The sequence below is a fragment of the Cryobacterium sp. W22_MBD10_FK3 genome (assembly GCF_052113745.1).
Lineage (GTDB): Bacteria > Actinomycetota > Actinomycetes > Actinomycetales > Microbacteriaceae > Cryobacterium.
In genome coordinates this window covers 216,019-236,461 of sequence record NZ_JBGQOH010000003.1, presented here as the reverse complement: position 1 = coordinate 236,461, position 20,443 = coordinate 216,019, and the positions used below count along the sequence as shown (strand labels likewise).

At 69.2% G+C, this 20,443-nt stretch carries 17 protein-coding genes; 11 read left to right on the top strand and 6 right to left on the bottom strand.

Going from position 1 to position 20,443, the window contains the following annotated elements:
• The first annotated feature begins 33 nt into the window (after positions 1 to 33).
• The 3 genes from rplK (at position 34) to ACEN2M_RS05675 (ending at position 2,160) form a co-directional block, all read left to right on the top strand.
• Positions 34 to 465, top strand: a complete 432-nt coding sequence (rplK, locus tag ACEN2M_RS05685) for a 50S ribosomal protein L11 (protein ID WP_066592266.1) — start codon at positions 34 to 36, stop codon at positions 463 to 465.
• A 137-nt stretch (positions 466 to 602) separates the two neighbouring features.
• Complete coding sequence (gene rplA, locus ACEN2M_RS05680) at positions 603 to 1,292, top strand: 50S ribosomal protein L1 (protein WP_441647161.1); 690 nt, start codon at positions 603 to 605, stop codon at positions 1,290 to 1,292.
• Positions 1,293 to 1,521: 229 nt separating this feature from the next.
• Positions 1,522 to 2,160 carry a GntR family transcriptional regulator gene (locus ACEN2M_RS05675; protein WP_441647160.1) on the top strand — a complete coding sequence of 213 codons (639 nt, stop codon included), beginning with the start codon at positions 1,522 to 1,524 and terminating at the stop codon, positions 2,158 to 2,160.
• Positions 2,161 to 2,180: 20 nt separating this feature from the next.
• On the opposite strand, the gene ACEN2M_RS05670 is transcribed toward ACEN2M_RS05675, so the two are convergent.
• Positions 2,181 to 3,818, bottom strand: coding sequence for an ATP-binding cassette domain-containing protein (locus ACEN2M_RS05670; protein ID WP_441647200.1), 1,638 nt, complete (start codon positions 3,816 to 3,818; stop codon positions 2,181 to 2,183).
• A 253-nt stretch (positions 3,819 to 4,071) separates the two neighbouring features.
• Here ACEN2M_RS05670 and ACEN2M_RS05665 point away from each other — a divergent pair, with 253 nt between their 5' ends.
• The 4 genes from ACEN2M_RS05665 to ACEN2M_RS05650 all read left to right on the top strand — a co-directional run bounded on the left by ACEN2M_RS05665 (position 4,072) and on the right by ACEN2M_RS05650 (position 8,078).
• On the top strand, positions 4,072 to 5,754 hold the full coding sequence (locus ACEN2M_RS05665) for a circularly permuted type 2 ATP-grasp protein (RefSeq protein ID WP_441647159.1): 1,683 nt from the start codon (positions 4,072 to 4,074) through the stop codon (positions 5,752 to 5,754).
• Positions 5,748 to 6,677 carry an alpha-E domain-containing protein gene (locus ACEN2M_RS05660; RefSeq protein WP_441647158.1) on the top strand — a complete coding sequence of 310 codons (930 nt, stop codon included), beginning with the start codon at positions 5,748 to 5,750 and terminating at the stop codon, positions 6,675 to 6,677. Before ACEN2M_RS05665 ends, ACEN2M_RS05660 begins: the two co-directional genes overlap by 7 nt.
• Positions 6,674 to 7,516, top strand: coding sequence for a transglutaminase family protein (locus tag ACEN2M_RS05655; protein ID WP_441647157.1), 843 nt, complete (start codon positions 6,674 to 6,676; stop codon positions 7,514 to 7,516). Before ACEN2M_RS05660 ends, ACEN2M_RS05655 begins: the two co-directional genes overlap by 4 nt.
• Positions 7,517 to 7,616: 100 nt before the next feature.
• A complete protein-coding gene (locus ACEN2M_RS05650) occupies positions 7,617 to 8,078 on the top strand; it encodes a MarR family winged helix-turn-helix transcriptional regulator (RefSeq protein ID WP_441647156.1) in 462 nt (153 codons plus the stop codon).
• Between the two features lie 263 nt (positions 8,079 to 8,341).
• On the opposite strand, the gene ACEN2M_RS05645 is transcribed toward ACEN2M_RS05650, so the two are convergent.
• Positions 8,342 to 9,874, bottom strand: coding sequence for a helix-turn-helix domain-containing protein (locus ACEN2M_RS05645; protein ID WP_441647155.1), 1,533 nt, complete (start codon positions 9,872 to 9,874; stop codon positions 8,342 to 8,344).
• A gap of 183 nt (positions 9,875 to 10,057) precedes the next feature.
• Here ACEN2M_RS05645 and aceA point away from each other — a divergent pair, with 183 nt between their 5' ends.
• The 3 genes from aceA to ACEN2M_RS05630 all read left to right on the top strand — a co-directional run bounded on the left by aceA (position 10,058) and on the right by ACEN2M_RS05630 (position 13,890).
• A complete protein-coding gene (gene aceA, locus ACEN2M_RS05640) occupies positions 10,058 to 11,434 on the top strand; it encodes an isocitrate lyase (RefSeq protein ID WP_441647154.1) in 1,377 nt (458 codons plus the stop codon).
• A gap of 46 nt (positions 11,435 to 11,480) precedes the next feature.
• Complete coding sequence (gene aceB / locus ACEN2M_RS05635) at positions 11,481 to 13,229, top strand: malate synthase A (RefSeq protein WP_441647153.1); 1,749 nt, start codon at positions 11,481 to 11,483, stop codon at positions 13,227 to 13,229.
• Between the two features lie 82 nt (positions 13,230 to 13,311).
• Positions 13,312 to 13,890, top strand: a complete 579-nt coding sequence (locus ACEN2M_RS05630; RefSeq protein ID WP_441647152.1) for a GNAT family N-acetyltransferase — start codon at positions 13,312 to 13,314, stop codon at positions 13,888 to 13,890.
• 118 nt (positions 13,891 to 14,008) lie between these two features.
• Here ACEN2M_RS05630 and ACEN2M_RS05625 read toward each other — a convergent pair whose 3' ends face one another.
• From ACEN2M_RS05625 to ACEN2M_RS05610, 4 genes are all read right to left on the bottom strand, one after another.
• Entirely contained in the window at positions 14,009 to 15,460 is a 1,452-nt protein-coding gene (locus ACEN2M_RS05625; RefSeq protein ID WP_441647151.1) for a cryptochrome/photolyase family protein, read from the bottom strand.
• Positions 15,457 to 16,506, bottom strand: a complete 1,050-nt coding sequence (locus ACEN2M_RS05620; protein WP_441647150.1) for an NADP-dependent oxidoreductase — start codon at positions 16,504 to 16,506, stop codon at positions 15,457 to 15,459. Before ACEN2M_RS05620 ends, ACEN2M_RS05625 begins: the two co-directional genes overlap by 4 nt.
• An 87-nt stretch (positions 16,507 to 16,593) precedes the next feature.
• Positions 16,594 to 17,640, bottom strand: a complete 1,047-nt coding sequence (locus ACEN2M_RS05615; protein ID WP_441647149.1) for an ABC transporter permease — start codon at positions 17,638 to 17,640, stop codon at positions 16,594 to 16,596.
• Positions 17,637 to 19,157: a sugar ABC transporter ATP-binding protein gene (locus tag ACEN2M_RS05610; RefSeq protein ID WP_441647148.1), complete on the bottom strand. Its 1,521-nt coding sequence runs from the start codon at positions 19,155 to 19,157 to the stop codon at positions 17,637 to 17,639. The genes ACEN2M_RS05615 and ACEN2M_RS05610 overlap by 4 nt, the downstream gene beginning before the upstream one ends.
• A 174-nt stretch (positions 19,158 to 19,331) precedes the next feature.
• Here ACEN2M_RS05610 and ACEN2M_RS05605 point away from each other — a divergent pair, with 174 nt between their 5' ends.
• A complete protein-coding gene (locus tag ACEN2M_RS05605; RefSeq protein WP_441647147.1) occupies positions 19,332 to 20,381 on the top strand; it encodes a substrate-binding domain-containing protein in 1,050 nt (349 codons plus the stop codon).
• Positions 20,382 to 20,443 lie beyond the last annotated feature (62 nt).

The following is a 20,443-nucleotide window of genomic DNA, read 5'->3' as shown; positions in this document are numbered from 1 at the left end:
GGCCGCTCGAACATCAATAACGAAGGAAGAACAATGGCACCGAAGAAGAAGGTTACTGGTCTGATCAAGCTTCAGATCAAGGCCGGCGCCGCCAACCCCGCACCGCCCATCGGGCCGGCGCTGGGACAGCACGGCGTGAACATCATGGAATTCTGCAAGGCATACAACGCCCAGACCGAATCCCAGCGCGGCAACGTCATCCCGGTTGAGATCACCGTGTACGACGACCGTTCGTTCACGTTCATCCTGAAGACCCCGCCCGCGGCGGAGCTCATCAAGAAGGCCGCTGGCGTCGCCAAGGGCAGCGGAACCCCGCACACCGTCAAGGTTGCCAAGCTCACCAAGGCGCAGGTTCGCGAAATCGCCGAGGCCAAGATGGTTGACCTCAACGCCAATGACCTCGACGCCGCGTCGAAGATCATCGCCGGAACCGCTCGCTCCATGGGCATCACGGTCGAGGGCTAATACCCTCTCGTTCGATTCGTCGAACACCTGCCGACAGGCACTGGTCGTTTTCGACCTGCCGACAGGCACCAAGTGGAAGAGCCAGCCAGGCTCACGAAAACCACGCTCTCAGCACATGCATCTACAGGAGATTCAAAATGGCACCCAAGTCAAAGGCCTACCGCGCTGCGGTCGAGAAGATCGAAGCCGATAAGTTCTACACCCCCACCGAAGCCGTCACCCTCGCCCGCGAGACCGGTTCCGTCAAGTTCAACTCCACCGTCGAGGTCGCGCTCAAGCTCGGCGTCGACCCGCGCAAGGCCGACCAGATGGTCCGCGGCACCGTAATTCTTCCTCACGGTACCGGCAAGACCGCCCGCGTCATCGTCTTCGCAACGGGCCCCGCGGCCGACGCAGCCATCGCTGCCGGCGCCGACGAGGTCGGTGGCGACGAGCTCATCGAGAAGGTGGCCGCCGGCTACACCTCGTTCGACTCCGCAGTGTCGACCCCCGAGCTCATGGGCAAGGTCGGTCGTCTCGGCAAGGTCCTCGGCCCGCGCGGTCTGATGCCCAACCCGAAGACCGGAACCGTGACGCCTGACGTCGCCAAGGCCGTGTCCGACATCAAGGGCGGAAAGATCGAGTTCCGCGTCGACAAGCACTCCAACGTGCACTTCGTCGTGGGCAAGGCATCCTTCTCGGCTGACCAGCTCAACGAGAACATCGGTGCAGCACTCGAGGAGATCGTTCGCCTCAAGCCGAGCTCCTCCAAGGGCCGCTACATCATGAAGGGCGCCGTGTCGACCACGTTCGGCCCCGGCATCCCGCTCGATGTGAACAGCATCTAAGGACTCCACGCGCGCGCTTCGGAACGAAGCGCACGGTGAAATCCACACCGAAAGAGGCCCGTCGAAAGACGGGCCTTTTTTGCGCGCCCGGATGGGAGCGGCCCGGCCGGTCGGGTACCCCCAGTACGCGGCGTCCTGGGTCGGATTCCCGGTGGATCGGCCCATCGGGGAGCGCGGTGTGTAAAGCTCGATAGGCGGGTGGGGTGCCCGTGGCCGGAGGGAGGGAACGATGGCGTCTACAGGTGGTGAAACGGTCTACCTGACCTTGCGTGGCCGGATTCTTTCCGGCGAGCTGGGCGCCAACGCCATGCTGAGGGAGCAGGCCCTGGCCGAGGAACTCGGCGTCAGCCGCACGCCGATCCGGGAGGCCCTGCGCCGCCTGGACGAGGCCGGCCTGGTGACCTTCATTCCCAATCGCGGCGCCACCGTGGTGGCGTGGACTCGTGAGCAGGTGCTCGAGACCTATTTTGTGCGCGCCGGCCTCGAGGGTCGCGCCGCAGGCCTGGCCGCCAGCCGGATCACCCCCGAGGAAATCGATCTACTCACCGTCCTCATCGAGGCGATGGAGCCGGTACTCACCGCCGACGACGATGCGGGGCTGGCCGAACTGGGCCGGCTCAACGCCGAGTTCCACCGCATCGTGGTGTCGGCCTCCCGCAGCCCGCAGCTGATGACTCTCACCTCATCCGCCACCCGGGTGCCGCTCATGGCCTCCACTTTCCGGCGCAACGGTGCCCAGTACCGGGCGAGGAGCAACCACCAGCATCGCGACATCCTCACCGCGCTGCAGAGCGGCGACACGATCTGGGCCGAAGTGGCCATGCGTTCGCACATCCTCGCCGCGCGGAACGCCGTCGCCGCGGACTGAGCGGCTGACCCCCGAAGCCGTCAGAAGCCCGCCGAGGCCGGTCCCAGCGGCCTCGCCGCGCCCGCGGCGAGCAGCCGACGGCTGTGCGGGTGCTGGGGGGCGGTGAGGAGCTCACGGACCGACGCGTGCTCCACGATGGTGCCCTCGTTGACGATCGCAACCCGATCGCACCTGGCGATGATCTCCACCCTGGTCGAGGCCACGAGCAGGCTGAACCCACGTTCCTGTTGCAGAGCGTGCAGGAGGTCGAGGAAACCGGCCTCTTCGTCGGCGCCGAGGCTGCGGGTCGGCTCGTGGGCGATGAGGAGTTGCGGGTCACCGACGAGGGCGCCGGCGAGCAGCACGCGTTGTGCGATTGCCGCTGACACCTGATGCGGATACGCCGCCAGCACGCTCTGCCCATCCTGGATGCCGACCCGGCCCAGGAGTTCGAGGGCGCCGGCGTGGGCCGGTGACCGGCCGGCGCCGGACCGGCCGGCCTGCAGCGTGGGTAGCTGCTGGCCGATGCGCACATCGGGGGCGAGCCGGTCGGCCGCCGGTGCGGCGAGGAAACCGATGCGCTGCCCGCGCAGCCGCCGGAATTCCCGTTCCGGAAGGCCGAGAAGCTCGGTTCCGTCGAACAGGATCGAGCCGGACGGAGCGGAGAAACCGACCGGGAACAGCCCGATGATGGCGTGAGCTAGCAAAGCGGCGCCATCGCTGCTGTCATCGACGACAGCCAAAGCCTGACCGCGGGGAATCGTGAGGCTGATGCCGTCCCCTGGCTCGGCGTGGCTTCGGCCTACGGGCGGGCCGGGCCGCAGGTCCCTGATGTCCAGAAGGTCGGTGGAACGAAAGCTCGTGGATGGCCGGACGACCCCGGCCGCGAGGTCCGCAACACCGAGGAGCGCACCGTCGAGCGGGCCATCTGGCGCGGCCGTGGACGGGGCGGGCAGTGCCGACCGGGACGTGGTGGTCGCGACGGCGACGGTGGCAGTGATCAGGCCGACGACGCCGAGCAGTACGGTACCCAGCACGAGTGGCAGGCCCTGGGCGGGCAGCAACGCCGGCAGGCTCTCGGCCAGTGACGGTGTGCTGAAGACGGCCTGCACCGTCAGCGAGCCGGCATAGAGAATGACGAACACGACCAGCTGCACGGCCAGGATGGCGGGCAGGAGGCGGCTGAGCACTCTGCGCACAACGAGCGCCGAGGTGGGCAGCCCCTGGCTGCGGGCGGTCTGCACGTGGCCTTCGAGCGCGACCAGCCGGATCGTCGACCGCACCTGCACGGCGACGAGCCCGGCGCCGGCGAGCACAGTTCCGGTGGCCGGCAGGAGCAGGGTGCACAGGGCGCTCAACCCGGCGCTGCTGCCCGCTGCGCCGTCGAGGAGCGCCATGAGTTCGCCCTGCACGACCAACCAGAAGGCACCGACCGGCACCAGCCAGAGCGTGCACACCACGCAGCCGATGATCACCAGGGAGCGCAGCCTGTAATCGATCCAACCGTTGCGACGGGCGGCCAGCAGACCGCCGCCGACCCCGAGCACCCCCGACAGGAGCGGCGCCGCGACGGTGCCTGCGGTCGTGGCGGGCAACCGGTCCGAAAGTGCGTGCAACAGTGCATCCGCGGGGCTCGTGAGCCACGCCACCAGGATGATGCCGCTGGCCACCAGGGACATCAGAATCAACAGCCCCCACCATCGGGGCCCGGAAACAACGCGCATGTGTGCTCGGATCTGGTCAGTGCGGCCGACAGGGAACTGACTGGTGTCGGTATCGGCTTGTGCTAACTGTATGCAAAAAACCGGTGACGATGCGCACATTGTGGTGAAGATGCTCGGTACTGCCCCCGACGTGCAGCAGATTGTATGCAGCGTTCGGTTGCTGCGAGCAGGAAACAATCCCGCAACACCGGGCGGCTAGCATCCAGTCATGGTTGACCTCTTCAGTGGCTATGGCGCTACCTCCGCACCGCCTCGCGAGCGTGGCGCGACCTCGGCCTGGGACGAGATGTTCCCGGATCCGTCGTCGCTCTCTCCCAGCGAGGCCCGCGCAGCCTACAAGGACGTGTACAACGCGCTCGCCAAGATGACCCAGGAGGAGCTGCGCGGCCGCACCGATGCGCTCGCCAGTTCGTACCTGGCGCAGGGCGTGACGTTCGACTTCGCCGGCGAGGAGCGCCCATTCCCGCTCGACGCGGTTCCGCGGGTGATCGAGCAACCCGAGTGGCTGAACGTCGAGGCCGGCATCAAGCAGCGGGTCCTGGCGCTCGAAGCCTTTCTCGCCGACATCTACGGTGCCCAGGCGGCGGTGCGCGACGGCGTCATCCCGGCCGGCCTGATCACCTCCTCCAAGCACTTCCACCGCCAGGCCGCCGGCATCACCTCGGCGAACAATGTGCGCATCCAGGTCTCCGGGATCGACCTGATCCGCGACGAAGTGGGCGCCTGGCGGGTGCTGGAAGACAACGTCCGGGTGCCCAGCGGGGTCAGTTACGTCATCTCCAACCGTCGGGTGATGGCGCAGACCCTGCCCGAACTGTTCGTCTCGATGCGGGTGCGGCCCGTCGGCGACTACCCCAACAAGCTGCTGCAGGCCCTGCGCGCCTCGGCGCCGGCCGGGGTCGACGACCCGAACATCGTGGTGCTCACCCCCGGCGTGTTCAACTCGGCCTACTTCGAGCACACCCTGCTCGCGCGGCTGATGGGTGTGGAGCTGGTCGAGGGCCGTGACCTGTTCTGCTCCGGCGGACGGGTCTGGATGCGCACCACCGCCGGCCCCACCCGGGTCGACGTGATCTACCGCCGGGTCGACGACGAGTTCCTGGACCCGCTGCAGTTCCGCGCCGACTCGCAGCTCGGCTCGCCCGGCATCCTGATGGCCGCGCGGCTGGGAAACGTGACCATCGCCAACGCGGTGGGCAACGGGGTGGCCGACGACAAGCTCGTGTACACCTACCTGCCCGAGCTGATCAAGTACTACCTGGGTGAGGACGCGATCATCCCCAACGTCGACACCTGGCGGCTCGAAGACCCGCTTGCGCTCGAGGAGGTGTTGGACAGGCTCGACGAACTCGTCGTGAAACCCGTCGACGGCTCCGGCGGCAAGGGTCTCGTGGTGGGCCCGGCGGCATCCAAGGCCGAGTTGGACACCCTGCGGAAACAGCTGCTCAGGGACCCGCGCGGCTGGATCGCCCAGCCCGTGGTGCAACTGTCCACCATCCCCACCCTCGTCGACGACGGCATGCGTCCCCGGCACGCCGACCTCCGGCCGTTCGCCGTGAACGACGGGTCGGACGTCTGGGTGCTGCCCGGCGGGCTCACCCGCGTGGCCCTGCCCGAGGGTGAGCTCGTCGTGAACTCCAGCCAGGGCGGCGGATCGAAGGACACCTGGGTGATCGGGCTCGAGCCCGACTTCCACGCCGGTTCGGCACGGAACATCCAGGGACTGGTCAACGACCAGGCGGCGAACACCCAGTCGATCTCGATCATCCCCACCCGCACCGTCGACCACTCCCCGCAAGACACCCCGCCGGGCGGCGACCAGGACCAGGAACAGCAACAGCAACAGCAACACGTTGCGACCACCGACGCAGAGGGAGCACTCGAATGCTGAGCCGCATCGCCGAGAGCCTGTTCTGGATCGGCCGCTACATCGAACGCAGCGACGGCACCGCCCGCATCCTGGACGTGCACCTGCAGCTGCTGCTCGAAGACCCGTGGATCGAGGAGAACCTCGCCTGCCGGTCGCTGCTGCACCTGATGGGCAGCCCGGTGCCGCCGGACCGCGACCTCACCCGCAAGGACGTGCTGGCGACCCTGGCGGCCGACCGCACGCATCCGGCCTCGATCGCATACTCGCTCGGCGCCGCCAGGGAGAACGCCCGGCGGGCCAGGGAGATCGTCTCGACCGAGCTGTGGGAGTGCCTGAACACCACCTACACGAAGATGCCGCGCAACATCGCCAGCGCCAAGACGCACGACTTCTTCGGCTGGGTGCGGGAGCGCGCGGCCCTGGCCGTGGGCATTGTCGAGTCCAGCGCCAGCCGGGACGACGCGTGGCACTTCTTCACCCTCGGTCGCAGCCTCGAACAGGCCGACATGACTGCCAGGCTGCTCGCCACGCGGTCGCTGACCGAGAACAGCGGGCCGTCCTGGACCACCATCCTCCGCTCCTGCGGCGCGTACGAGTCGTACCTGCGCACCTACCGCGGGGTGCCGTCGGCCCGGAACGCCGCCGAATTCCTGCTCATGGACCGGCTGTTCCCCCGGTCGATCGTGTTCTCCATCTCCCGGGCCGAGCAGTGCCTGCAGGAGCTGGAACCGCGCACCGACAGGTTGGGTGTGTCCGATTCGTCACAGCGCATCCTCGGCCAGATTCGCAGCCAGTTGGAGTACCGCCCGATCATGGAGATTTTGAACGACCTGCCGGGGCACATGGACCTGGTGCAGGACGCCACCAGCACAGCGTCGGAGGCGATCGGGCAACGGTACTTCCCGACCAGCGCGGTGCCCACCTGGACTGGGGAGGCATCGTGAAGCGGCTGCGCATCCGGCACACCACCGGCTACAGGTACAACGGCGAGGTGGCCACGTCGTACAACGAGGCGCGGATGCTGCCGGTCACCTCCCCGGACCAGTTCGTGCTGTACTCCAACCTCGACATCAGCCCGGTGTCGAGCAACCACAACTACGTGGACTACTGGGGCACCAGGGTGTCGTCGTTCGAGGTGCTCACCCCGCACGCCGAGCTGACCCTCACGGCCAACAGCCTGGTGGAGGTGTCGCCGCGGGAGCATCCGCTGCATCCGATGCCCTGGGAAGACCTGGCGGCGATGGTGGCCCGGTCGACCTCCTCGGTGGAGCAGTCCTGGCAGACCTCGCTCACCGAACCCCCGGCGGATGTGGCGGCAGCCGCCGCCGAGATCGCCGGGCGCCTCGACCCGTGCGACGCGGCGCAGGAGATCTGCCGGTTCGTGGGCGAGAACATGGCCTACGTGCAGGGCGTCACCGGGGTGAAGACCAACGCCCGCGAGGCGTGGGCCGACAAACGCGGTGTCTGTCAGGACATCACCCACGTGGCGCTCGGCGCGTTGCGCTCGGTGGGGATCCCGGCCCGCTACGTGTCGGGCTACCTGCACCCGAAGCCCCTGGCCGCGATCGGCGAGACCGTCACCGGCGAATCGCACGCCTGGGTGGAGTGGTTCTGCGGTGACTGGCGCGGCTACGACCCCACCAACCTCATCGACATCGGCGACCGGCATGTGGGAGTGGGCCGTGGCCGGGACTACAACGACATCGCCCCGCTGCGCGGCGTCTACGCGGGCTCCGGCGGATCGCAACTGTTCGTGAAGGTGGAGATCACCCGGGAGTCCTAGCGGCCCGGTGCGCCGGGGCGCCCCGGCTGCGTACACTGGTAGTTGCAAGCGCGTTGTACTTGCGTCTTCTAGTCGGAGCAAGGTCGAGGGAGCAACACGGATGAGCATCGAAGACGACGCCGTCGAGGTTCGGGCCCAGGGCTGGCGCACCCTGGCCGCCCTGCACGGACGCATCGAGGCCGTTCTGGAGCGCACCCTGCAGTCCGGGTTTGACCTGTCGGTCGTGGAGTTCACCGTGCTCGACGCCCTCAGCCGCCAGCACGGCTGGCACATGCGGATGCAGCAACTCGCCCGCGCCGCAGCGCTCTCGAGCAGCGCGACGACCCGCCTGGTGAACCGGTTGGAAGACCGGGCGCTGCTCACCCGCATCCTCTGCGCCGACGACCGGCGCGGCATCTACACCGAGCTCACCGAGGCCGGCAAGGCCCTGCTCGCCCGCGCCCGCCCGGCCTACGACGAGGCCCTGGCCGGCGCCCTGGCCGCCGCCGAAGAGGAGCCAGAACTCGGCCCCCTCGTCGACGCCCTGCACCGCCTGCCCGACCTGGCCCGAGCCGCCGTCTAGACTCGCCCGTTTTCGCTAGTGCGGGAGGGGTCCGCACTAGCAAAACTGGGCCACCCATCCGAGCCCAGTTCTTGACTGGCCCGTTTTTGCTAGTGCGGGAGGGGTCCGCACTAGCAAAACTGGGCCACCCATCCGGGCCGACCCCCACCCATCTCACTCCGGTCATCCGCCCCCGCCATCCGCCCCCAGCGATGACTGGCCCGTTCTTGCTAGTGCGGGCGGGGTCCGCACTAGCGAAAGTGGGCCAGTCATGGGGGGCGGGGTCAGGCGGATGCGGGGGCGTGGGTTTCGAGGAACTCGTAGACCTCGGTGGGGTCGACGCCGGGGAAGGTGCCCGTGGGGAGCGCCGCGAGCAGGCTCGTGGGAGTGCGGGCGACGGGCCAGGACTGGCCTTCCCAGCGGCCGGACAGCTCGTCGGGTGCGCGCCGGCAGCAGGATTCGTCTGGGCAGCGCGACACCGCCCGGTTCGTGGTCTCGCGGCCGCGGAACCAGTTGACGTGCGTGAACGGCACGCCGACGCTCACCGAATAGTCGCCCTCCTTGGCCTTCTCGATGCGGGAGGTGCACCAGAAGGTACCGGCCGGGGTGTCGGTGTACTGGTACCAGGGGCTGAACCGGTCCGGCACGTCGAAAACCGTGCGGGCGGTCCAGCTGCGGCAGACCGTCGACCCCTCGACGGCGCCGAGCGCGTCGCTGGGGAACTGCACGTCGTCGTTCTCGTACGCCTTGATGATGGTGCCGGACTCGTGCACCTTCATGAAATGCACCGGGATGCCCAGGCGGGCGGTGGCGAGATTGGTGAACCGGTGCGCGGCGGTCTCGTAGGACACCGAGAAGGCGTCGCGCAGGTCTTCGAGCGAGATGCGGCGGGCGGCCTTGGCGTCGTTCAACAACCGCAGGGTGTCGGTCTCGGGCAGCAGGATGGCCGCGGTGAGGTAATTGGTCTCCACCCGCTGGCGCAGAAAATCAGCGTAACTTTCCGGCTCAGCGTGCCCGCAGAGGTGACTGGCGAAGGCCTGGAGGATCGGCGAGCGGCTGTCCCGCGACGCGGCCTGCTCGGTGGGTAAATAAATTCGGCCGTTCCGCTTGTCGGTGACCGAGCGGGTGGAGTGCGGCAGGTCGCCCACGTAGTGCAGGGTGAAGCCGAGGTGAGCGGCCATGTCGGCGACCACCTGGTGTGACACCGGGCCGCCGGAATGCCCGACCGCGGTGAGCAGCTCGAGGGCCTGCGCCTCGAGGTCGGGGAAGTAGTTGTCGCGCTCGCGCATCTCGGCGCGCAGCTGCGCGTTGGCCCGACGCGCCTCCTCCGGCGTGGCCGCCCGTTCCTTGTGCAGCCGCTCGATCTCGTTGTGCAGGGTGAGGATGGTCTGCAGGGTCTCGTCCGGCTGGCCGGGCCCGACCCTGAAGCGCGGCAGCCCCAGCGCCGTGAACACCGGCCCGCGCTGGGCCCGCTCGACGGCGATCTCCAGCGCCGCCCGCGGCGTGGGCGCGTCGGTGCGCAGCAACTCGTCGACGCTGGTGCCCAGTGCCGCGGCGATCAGCCGCAGCATCGACAGCCTTGGTTCGCGTTTGCCGTTCTCGATCATCGAGATCTGTGACGGCGCCCGGTCCACGGCCGCGGCGAGGGTGTCGAGGGTCAGGCCGAGCCGGCGCCGCCGGTCCCGGATGCGGCGGCCCAGGGTGAGCGCGTCAAGGCCGGTTTCGCCCGGCTCTGCGGTGCCGGGCGGGGACGGCGGGGACGCTGCCGGCCGGACCGGCGGGACGGCGGACGAGAAGGCGGGATCGACAGTGACCATGTGCCCATGCTCACATGTGGCGATTGTTCACACAACCGAAAGAAGTCGTTTTCTTCTTCGCCGCGGCCCCGGGGCGCGGCGGCCGCCCGGTCGCAGAGTGGGTGCAGGCACCGGGAGGACGACTCCCTCCAGCCCCAGTTCCGCCGCACCAGTTCGCAATGACGCTGACCCAAGGAGAACTCCATGACGAACCCCACCGCATCCGGCTCCACCGCATCCGGCCCCACCGGAGCCCGCCCCGGCGACCAGACCCAGACGGCCGCCGAGCTGGCCCTGGAATGGGCTGCCGACCCCCGCTGGGAGGGAGTGCGCCGCGATTACACCGCCGAAGACGTGATCGCCCTGCGCGGCGCGGTGCGGGAGGAACGCACTCTCGCCCGCCGCGGCGCTGAGAAGCTCTGGGAGCTCATCCACCAGAACGGCACCCCGGACAACCCCGAATGGGTCGCCGCGCTCGGCGCCCTCACCGGCAACCAGGCCGTGCAGCAGGTGCGCGCCGGTCTCAAGGCCATCTACCTCTCGGGCTGGCAGGTCGCCGCCGACGCGAACCTCTCCGGCCAGACCTACCCCGACCAGTCGCTCTACCCCGCCAACTCGGTGCCTGCCGTGGTCCGCCGCATCAACAACGCGCTGTTGCGGGCCGGCCAGATCGAGGGCGCCGAGGCCGTCGCATCCGGCGCGGACGCGACCAACAACGGCGCCGGCATCGACTGGATGGCGCCCATCGTCGCCGACGCCGAGGCCGGCTTCGGCGGACCGCTGAACGCCTACGAGCTGATGGCCTCCATGATCGAGGCCGGCGCGGCCGGCGTGCACTGGGAGGACCAGCTCGCCAGCGAGAAGAAGTGCGGCCACATGGGCGGCAAGGTGCTCGTGCCCACCGGCCAGCACATCCGCACCCTCAACGCGGCCCGGCTGGCGGCGGATGTCGCGGGCGTGCCGACGATCATCATCGCCCGCACCGACTCGCTCGCGGCGACCCTCATCACCAGCGACATCGACGAGCGTGACAGTGAGTTCCTCACCGGCGGCCGCACCGCCGAGGGATTCTACGACACCGCGAACGGACCCGACGTCGTGATCGCCCGGGGGTTGGCCTACGCGCCGTACGCCGACCTGCTCTGGGTGGAGAGCAGCGAGCCCGACCTCGAGCTCGCCCAGCGCTTCGCCACGGAGATCCATGCGAAGTTCCCCGGCAAGAAGCTCGCCTACAACTGCTCCCCGTCGTTCAACTGGAAATCGCACCTCAACGACGAGCAGATCGCAGCGTTCCAGCGCGAGCTCGCTGCCTGCGGCTACGCCTTCCAGTTCATCACGCTGGCCGGTTTCCACGCTCTCAACCACTCCATGTTCACCCTGGCCAAGGACTACTCCGAGCGTCAGATGAGCGCATACGTCGACCTGCAGGAGGCCGAATTCGCCTCGGAGGCCGACGGATACACCGCCACTCGCCACCAGCGGGAGGTGGGCACCGGCTACTTCGACCGGATCGCCACCGCGCTCAACCCGACCAGCGCCACCCTCGCCCTGGCCGGATCCACCGAGGCCGAGCAGTTCTAGCCGGCCGCCTCCAGACATCCGCATCGCTCAGAAGGAGAACAGGATCATGACCACACCACCGCTGTCCACGGCACCGAGCACGGCTCGCGGGGTCTCGACAAGCTCGACCAGCGTGCCGCGCCAAACCCGGGCGTTCGGCGAAACCAGCACGGGCAGCTTCGCCACCATCCGCCCGCACCTCGAGATCACCGGCGAACTCGGCGACCGCTACGACGAGATCCTCACCCCCGCCGCGCTCGACTACCTCGCCGAACTGCACGACCGCTTCGCCGGCACCCGGCACGACCTGCTGGCGGCCCGGCTGCAGACCCGGGTGGATGCCGCCAACGGGCGGGACCCGAGGTTCCTGCCGGAGACCGCGCACATCCGCGATGACTCCACCTGGCGGGTCGCCGGCCCCGGCCCCGGGCTCACCAATCGGCGGGTGGAGATCACCGGGCCCACCGACCGCAAGATGGCCATCAACGCGCTCAACTCCGGCGCGGCGGTGTGGCTGGCCGACCAGGAAGACGCGACCAGCCCCACCTGGGCCAATGTGATCGAGGGCCAGCTCACCCTGTTCGACGCCGTGCGCGGCACGTTGTCGTACGACGGTCCGGACGGCAAGGCATACCGGGTGACCGGAGCCCCCTCCAACCGGCAGGACGGCGCTACCCCCGGGTCCACCCCGACCATCGTCATGCGGCCGCGCGGCTGGCACCTGGTGGAGAAGAACCTCACCTTCGTCGACCGCGCCAACCGACGGATGCCGGCCTCCGGCAGTCTGGTGGACTTCGGGCTCTACGCCTTCCACAACGCGCACAGGCTGGTGGAGAACGGCTCCGGACCGTACTTCTACCTGCCCAAGCTCGAGAGCCACCTCGAGGCGCGGCTGTGGAACGACATCTTCAGCCACACCGAGGACCACTTGAACCTCGGCCACGGCACGATCCGTGCCACGGTGCTGATCGAGACCATCCAGGCCGCGTTCGAAATGGACGAGATCCTCTACGAACTGCGCGACCACTGCGCGGGCCTGAACGCCGGGCGGTGGGACTACATCTTCAGCATCATCAAGACCTTCCGCGCGAGGGGCCGCCGGTTCGTGCTGCCCGACCGCAAGGAGATCACCATGACGGTGCCGTTCATGCGCTCGTACACCGAACTGCTCGTGGCCACCTGCCACCGCCGCGGTGCCTATGCCATCGGCGGCATGAGCGCGTTCATCCCCAACCGGCGCGACCCCGCCGTCACCGAGCGGGCGCTGGAGCAGGTGGCCGCCGACAAGCGCCGCGAGGCCGGCGACGGCTTCGACGGCACCTGGGTGGCGCATCCCGACCTCATCCCCACGGCCAGGGCGGAGTTCGATGCCGTGCTCGGCGACCGGCCCAACCAGCTGCACCGCACCAGGGACGAGGTGCAGGTCACCGCGGCCGACCTGCTCGACGTCGCCTCCGCCGGTGGGCAGATCACCGAGGCCGGGGTGCGCGACAACGTGCGCATCGCGCTTCGCTACATCGAATCGTGGCTGCGCGGCGTGGGCGCCGCCGCCATCGACAACCTGATGGAGGACGCCGCCACCGCGGAGATCTCCCGGTCGCAGATCTGGCAGTGGATCCACGACAACTCGGCTCTGGACGACGGTCGCCGGATCGACGCGGACTGGGTGACCGGTCTGGTCGCCGAGGAGATGGCGGCCCTGCCCCGCACGAGTGGAGACCGGTTCGACGACGCCCTCGAGGTGTTCCGGGCGTCGGCACTCGAACCCGAGTTCCCGACCTTCCTCACCGTCGCCGCCTACGCCCGCTACCTGTAGGCGATTGGCGCCCGCACGCGGCCCCGTCGGCACACCGACGGGGCCGTTTGCGCGCCTGCTGCAAGGATGTGAGGCTGGTCGGGTGACCGAGACCACACCGACAGACCCCACGCCCACCCGGCCCGCTCCGGGGGTGCGCATTCGCACGGCCCGGCCAGACGAGGCCGCGGCGCTCGCCGAACTTGCCGCCGCCACCTTCGCGCTGGCCTGCCCGCCGCACACCAGTGCCGACGCGATCGCGGCCTTCGTGCGCGACGTGCTCGCGCCGGCGAACTTCGAGGCCTTCCTCGCCGATGCCGACCGGCTGCTGCTGGTGGCCGAGGACAACGCGGGCACCCTCACCGGATACACCATGCTCGTCTTCGGTGAGCCGCACGACGCGGATGCCGCCGGCGCGATCCGCATCCGCCCCACCGCCGAGCTGAGCAAGTGTTACCTGCGCGCCGAGGCCCACGGCTCCGGCACTGCCGCGCTGTTGATGGCCGCGACGCTCGACGCGGCGCGGGAGCGCGGCGCGGCCGGCTCGTGGCTCGGCGTGAACCAGGAGAATGTGCGCGCCCTGCGCTTCTACGGCAAGCACGGCTTCGAGCGCGTGGGCATCAAACGGTTTCTCGTCGGCGAGCGTTACGAAGACGACTACGTGCTCGAGCGCGCCCTCTAGCCCAGCGGGGACCCGGCAACTGTTACCACAGCGGACAATTGTGGCCGGCGCACCGGGTGCAATTGTCCGCAACGGTAACAGTTGCGGACCGGGCCGAGCGAGCGGGCGGGCGGGCGAGCTAGGCGGGCGGTGAGGCCGGGCGGGCGGCCTTGACCTGCTCGTAGGCGGCCAGGGCGGCCCGGCGGGTCTCGCCGAGGTCGACGATCGGCTCCGGGTAGGCGTCGGTGCCCCACTCGGGCACGTTCTGCCGCACGTACTCGTTGTGCGGGTCGAATTTGTTCGCCTGCAGCTCGGGGTTGAAGACCCGGAAGTAGGGCGCGGCATCCGCCCCCGAACCGGCCACCCACTGCCAGCCGAACGGGTTGCTGGCCGGGTCGGCGTCGACGAGGGTGTCCCAGAACCACTGCTCGCCCTGCCGCCAGTCGATGAGCAGGTTCTTGATCAGGAACGACGCCGTGACCATGCGCACCCGGTTGTGCATGCTGCCGGTGCGCCAGAGTTCCCGCATGCCGGCGTCCACCAGGCGGAAACCCGTGCGCCCTTGCTGCCACGCGGTCAGCGCGCGTTCGTCGAGCGGCGGCCAGGGGAAGGCGTCGAAGCCTGGGCGCAGGTTGGCGGTGGCCAGATCGGGGGCGTGGAAGAGCACGTGATAGGCGAACTCGCGCCAGCCCACCTCGGTGAGGAACCGGGTGGCGCTGGTGGCGGCCGCGCCGGTGAGGCCGCGGCGGGCCACGTCGGTGGCGTGCCAGATCTGGTGCGGGCTGATCTCGCCCCAGCGCAGGTGCGGTGACATCCGGGAGGTGACCTGCTGGGCGGGCAGGTCGCGTTCGGTGCCGTACAGCGGCAGCGATTCGTCGAGAAACGCCGCGAGGCTCTGCTGCGCGGCCGCTTCGCCCACGGTCCACGCCGCGCGCAGGCCGTCGGCCCAGTCCGGATGCCGCGGCTCCAGCGCCCAGGAGCCGAGGTCGTCGCTGGGCAGCCGGCCGCCCGCGTCGTCGATGGACTCCGGTGCTGCATAGGGCGCCCGCGGCGGCGGACCGCTGGTGCAGGCACGCCAGAACGGGGTGAACACCGTGTACGGGGTGCCGCCGCCGGTACGGATGGTCCACGGTTCGAACAGGAGCGAGCCCGAGAAGCTGTGCGCCACGATGCCGGCGTCGGTGAGCCTGGCCTTCACCATGGTGTCGATCTCGCGTTCCGCGGCACCATAACGCCGGTTCCAGAACACCGCGCCGGCGCCGAGCTCCTCGACCAACTCGCCGATCACGGTGTCGGCGGGGCCACGGCGCAAGAGCAGCCGGCCGCCGAGCGCCCCGGTGTCGGCCGCGAGCGAGGTCAGGCTCTGGTGCAGCCACCAGCGGGCGGCGCCACCGAGCGGGCGGATGCCGGGGGAGACCTCGTCGAGCACGTAGACGAGCACAACTGGGCGGCCGCGCTCGACCGCGGCGGTCAGCGCCGGGTTGTCACCCAGCCGCAGGTCGTCGCGCAGCCAGACCACCGATGGTCCGTCGGGGCGGGCCGCCGCGGCGGGCACCGGGGTGGGCGGCTCGGTGGCGGGGGCCCCACTCATGCGGCGCTCTCGGTCTGACCCGCGGCGGCGGCTTCGGCGTCGCTCGTGCCCGCGGCATCCTGTTCGGCGTCGGTGACCCGCAGCACGATCTTGCCCCTGGTGTGGCCGCCCTCGAGGGCGCGGTGCGCGGCGGCACCGTCGGCGAGGTCGAAGACCTGGTCGATGTTCACCCGCACGGAGCCGTTGTTGATCAGGGCGGCGATGGCGTCGAGCACCCGGGCGTCGGCGGGAACCTTGTAGCCGGTGGCGCGCACCCCGGCGGCCGCGGCCTCCTCCTGCATGGTGGGCCAGCTGCCGGTGGGCGCGTTCACGAGCAGGCCGTTCGGCCGCAGCACCGCCAGCGACCTGGTGCCGGTCTGATCGTGCACATTGCCGATCAGGTCGATGACGCTGTCGATGCCGGAGAGTTCATCCTCGAACCTGGTGGTGCTGTAGTCGATCACTGTGTGCGCTCCGAGGCGGTGCAGAAACTCGACCGACGCCGTGGAGCCCGTGGCGGTGACGTGGGCGCCCAGGTGCCGGGCGAACTGCACCGCGAAGTGACCGACGCCGCCGCTGCCGGCGTGCACGAGCATCCGCTGGCCCGGCGCCGCACCGGCGAGCGTGACCATGCCCCAGGCCGTCATGGCGGCCAGCGGGATGCCCGCGGCCTCGGTGTGGCTCACCGCGTGCGGCTTGTGGGCGACCGACATGCTCGACACCGCCACATACTCTGCGTAGCTGCCCGCGATGCGCGGCGGCCTGGCCATGCCGTAGACGGCGTCGCCGGGCTGCAGCGGGAAGGTGTCGTAGGGGGAGCGCACCACGATGCCGCTGAAGTCGTTGCCGAGCACGACGGGGTAGCCGCCGATCGCGGCGGCGGCACCAGAGCCGGCCCGGGTCTTGGCGTCGATCGGGTTGATGCCGGCGGCCACAACACGGATGAGCAACTCGTCGCCGACCGCGACGGGCAGCGGCAGCTCGGTGAGGTGCAGCTCCTCGGGGCCGCCGGTGCGGTCGATCACGAGTGCGCGCATGGACGTGGGCAGAACCGGGGAAAGAGGCATGTGCTTATTCTGCGCCACGATGCCGACGGCCACCTGAAGCGGCCGCGCCTGTCGACCCACCCGGAGGCCGATCGGTAACAGGGCCGGTCAGGTGCCGCTCGAGCCGCGGGTGGCGAAGCGCTGTTGCAACAGCACCGCGACCACGATGATCAGACCCTTGGTGATCGCCTGCACCGAGGTGTCCAGGTTGTTCTGGGTGAACACATTGGTGAGGGTGCTGAAGATCAACACCCCCAGCACCGTGCCCACGATGGTGCCGCGCCCGCCGATGAGCAGGGTGCCGCCGACCACGACAGCGGCGATGGCGTCGAGTTCGTAGAGGGTGCCGTGCGTGGAGGTGCCGGCGGTGGTGCGGCCCAGCATCATGATGCCCGCGATGCCGGCGGTCAGCCCGCTGAGCACGTAGACGTAGACCAGGTGTCGCTTCACCCGGATGCCGGCCAGCCTGGAGGCCTCCCGGTTGCCGCCGATCGCCACGGTGCGGCGGCCGAAGGTGGTGCGGTTCAGCAGGAACCAGGCCACGATCGCCACGACGAGGAAGATCCAGATCAGCAGGGGGACCCCGATGATGCTCGACCGGGTGAACTGCAGGAACCCGGTCTCGATCACGATCTGGGTGCGCCGGCCGGAGATGAGTTCGGCCAGCCCCCGGGCGGCCACGAGCATCGCCAACGTGGCCATGAACGCGACCACGTTGCCGTAGGCGATCACGACACCGTTGATCAACCCGGCCGCTATGCCGACGCCGAGCGGGATGAGCACCATCAGGATCCAGGAACTCTGGGTCGCTGCCGCCTGCACAGCGGTGAGGCTCGCGACCACGGTGGCCAGCCCCATCACCGACCCCACGGAGAGGTCGATGCCGCCGGCGGTGATCACGAAGGTCAGGCCGATGCTGATCACCCCGATGATCGAGGCGAGGCGGAGGATGGTGAGGAAGTTGTCGTAGCTGGCGAACCTGTCGCCGGCGGTGATGGTGCCCACGATCACCAGCAGCACGAGCGCGATCACCAGCCCGAGATTGCGGCCGACCGATCCGCTCATGATGCGCCGGAACATCCCGGGGCGGTTGTCGGGCGTGGCCGGGGGGTTGGCCTTTGTTGGGACGGCGCTGACGCCGTTCTGTTCGCTCACGCTGCGGCTCCTTTCATGACCAGATCGAGCACACCGTGCTCGTCGATGTTCTGTGCGTCGGTGGTGCTGAGCACCTCACCGTCGCCGATGACGAGCACCCGGTCGGCGAGGCCGAGGACTTCCTCGATTTCGCTGGAGACCAGGATGATGGCGGTGCCCGCGGCCGCCAGCCGGCGGATGAGCGTGTAGATCTCGGCGCGGGCGCCCACGTCGACGCCGCGGGTGGGTTCGTCCAACAGCAACACCTTGGTGCCGTGCACCAGCCAGCGGGCCAGGAGCACCTTCTGCTGGTTGCCGCCGGACAGGGTGCGGGTGGCCCGCTCCGGCTCGGCCGGCCGCAGTTCGAGGGCCTGCATCTGCTCCACTGAGACCTGCCGTTCCCGGCGCTCGTCGAGGAAACCGCCGCGGGCGAACCTGGCGAAAGTGGACAGGGTGACGTTGCGGTAGACGTGCTCGTCGAGAATGAGGCCCTGGCTCTTGCGTTCCTCCGGCGCCAACCCGATGCCGGCGTGCACCGCGGCCCGCACGGAGCCCGGCTTCAGCCGGGTACCGACAACGCTCACGAACCCGCCGGTGGGCTTGCGGGCGCCGTAGATGGTCTCCAGGATCTCCGAGCGACCGGACCCGACCAACCCGGCCAGGCCGACGATCTCACCCGCGCGCACGCTCAGGCTCACGTGGTCGAATTGCCCCCGCAGACTGAGGTCGTCGACCTCGATCAGCACCGGCGCATCCGCGGGCACGGGTGCTCTGTCGGGGAAGACGTTCGCGACGGCCCGGCCGGTCATCAGGGTGATCAGTTCCGGCGTCGGCGTGTCCTTGGCGCTGAGGCCGACGGCCATGCTGCTGCCGTCCTTGATCACGGTGATGCGGTCGCCGATCTGCCGGATCTCTTCGAGCCGGTGCGAGATGTAGACCACGGCGACGCCCTGCGAGGTGAGTTCGCGGATGACCCGGAACAGGTTGCGTACCTCCTCGGAGTCGAGCACCGCACTGGGCTCGTCCATGATGATCAGCTTGGTGTCGTGCGAGAGGGCCCGCGCCATGCTCACGATCTGCTTGTTGGCGGCCGAGAGGCGACCCACCTCGGTGCTGGGTGACAGGTTGCCGTGCCCGAGCCGCTGGAGCAGGTCTCGGGTGGCCCGGTTGGCCTCGTTCACCCTGAGCATGCCCCCTGACGCCATCTCGTGGCCGAGGAAGATGTTCTCGGCGATGGTGAGGCCGTCGACCACGTCGAGTTCCTGGTACATCGTGGCGATGCCGAGACCGAGCGCGGCGACCGGATGCGCGATGCTGATCTCGTTGCCCTGCCAGATGATCTGCCCGCCGTCGGGCTGGTGCACGCCGGAGAGCACCTTGATCAGGGTTGACTTGCCCGCGCCGTTCTGGCCGAGCACGCAGTGGACCTCGGCCGCGCGCACCTCCAGGTCGACTCCCTTGAGGGCCTGCACCCCGGCGAAACTCTTGGTGATTCCGTGCACCCTGAGCAGGGGAGCCGAATGGTCGTCATCGATCATGCAGGCAACATAACACATACATACGTCGAGACACGAGAATAAGTCGGCGATATTGATGATACTTCTGCTATGGTGTGTCGCGTCAGCGTTGACAGGCACTCGGGATGCACCCCCGCCCGATTGTGGGCACCTCTTCGTTGGCGAATACTGCGAATCACCAATTAGGAGGACCACATGCACGCATCACGCCCCCGGCGACACAGGATGCTCCTGGCCGCCGGCACCTCGCTCGCCGTGGTCGGTCTGCTGGCAGCCTGCACCCCCGGCAGCACGACCGACACCAGTGACGAGCCCAGCAACGCGTCGGTGGAAGGAAACGCCGAATCCGGCGACACCGTCGTGATCGGCTTCTCGGGCCCCGCCGCCGACCACGGCTGGCTCGGAGCGATCAACTCCGCGGCGCTCGCCGAAGCGGAGAAGTTCCCGGACATCGACCTGCGGGTGGCCGAAGGCACCAACGACGCCAACCTGCAGATCAGCCAGGTCGAAGGCTTCATCAACGACAAGGTGGACGCCATCGTGCTGCTGCCCACCGACGGCGCGGCCCTGACCGAGGTGGCCATCCAGGCCATGGAGGCGGGGATCCCGGTCATCAACGTCGACCGCGAATTCTCCAGCACCTTTGCCGCCCGCACCACGATCCTCGGCGACAACTACGGCATGGGGGTGAGCGCCGGCACCTACATCTGCGAGGAGGTGGGCGACAACCCGGATGCCGTGGTGGCGGAGATCGCCGGCATCGACTCGCTGCCGTTGACCCAGGACCGCAGCAAGGGTTTCGCTGACGCCCTGGACGACTGCGGCCTGTCGGTCTCGAACCGGGTGGCGGCCGACTTCACAGTGCAGGGCGGCGAGGCCGCGGCCTCCCAGCTGCTGGCTGCGGCTCCCCAGATCGACGCCCTGTGGAACCACGACGACGACCAGGGCATCGGAGTGCTCGCGGCTATCGACGCCGCCGGACGTGACGAGTTCATCATGGTCGGCGGCGCCGGCTCGGCGAACGCCATGCGGGAGATCGAGGCCGGCGACGGCGTGCTGCAGGCCACCGTCATCTACCCGTCCACCCAGGCCGCAGACGGCATCCGCCTCGCGCGGCTGCTGGTGCAGGAGAAGGCGATGAGCGACCTCGTGGAGGTGGAGGTGCCCGGCCGGATCGTGCTGGACGCCCCCGTGGTCACGAGCGAGAACGTCGACAAGTACCTGCCGAGCGCGTTCGAGTCCTAACGAGCGGATGCCCGCGGTTCCGGCCGCGGGCATCCGGCACCACCCAATTCGCACTACCCGTG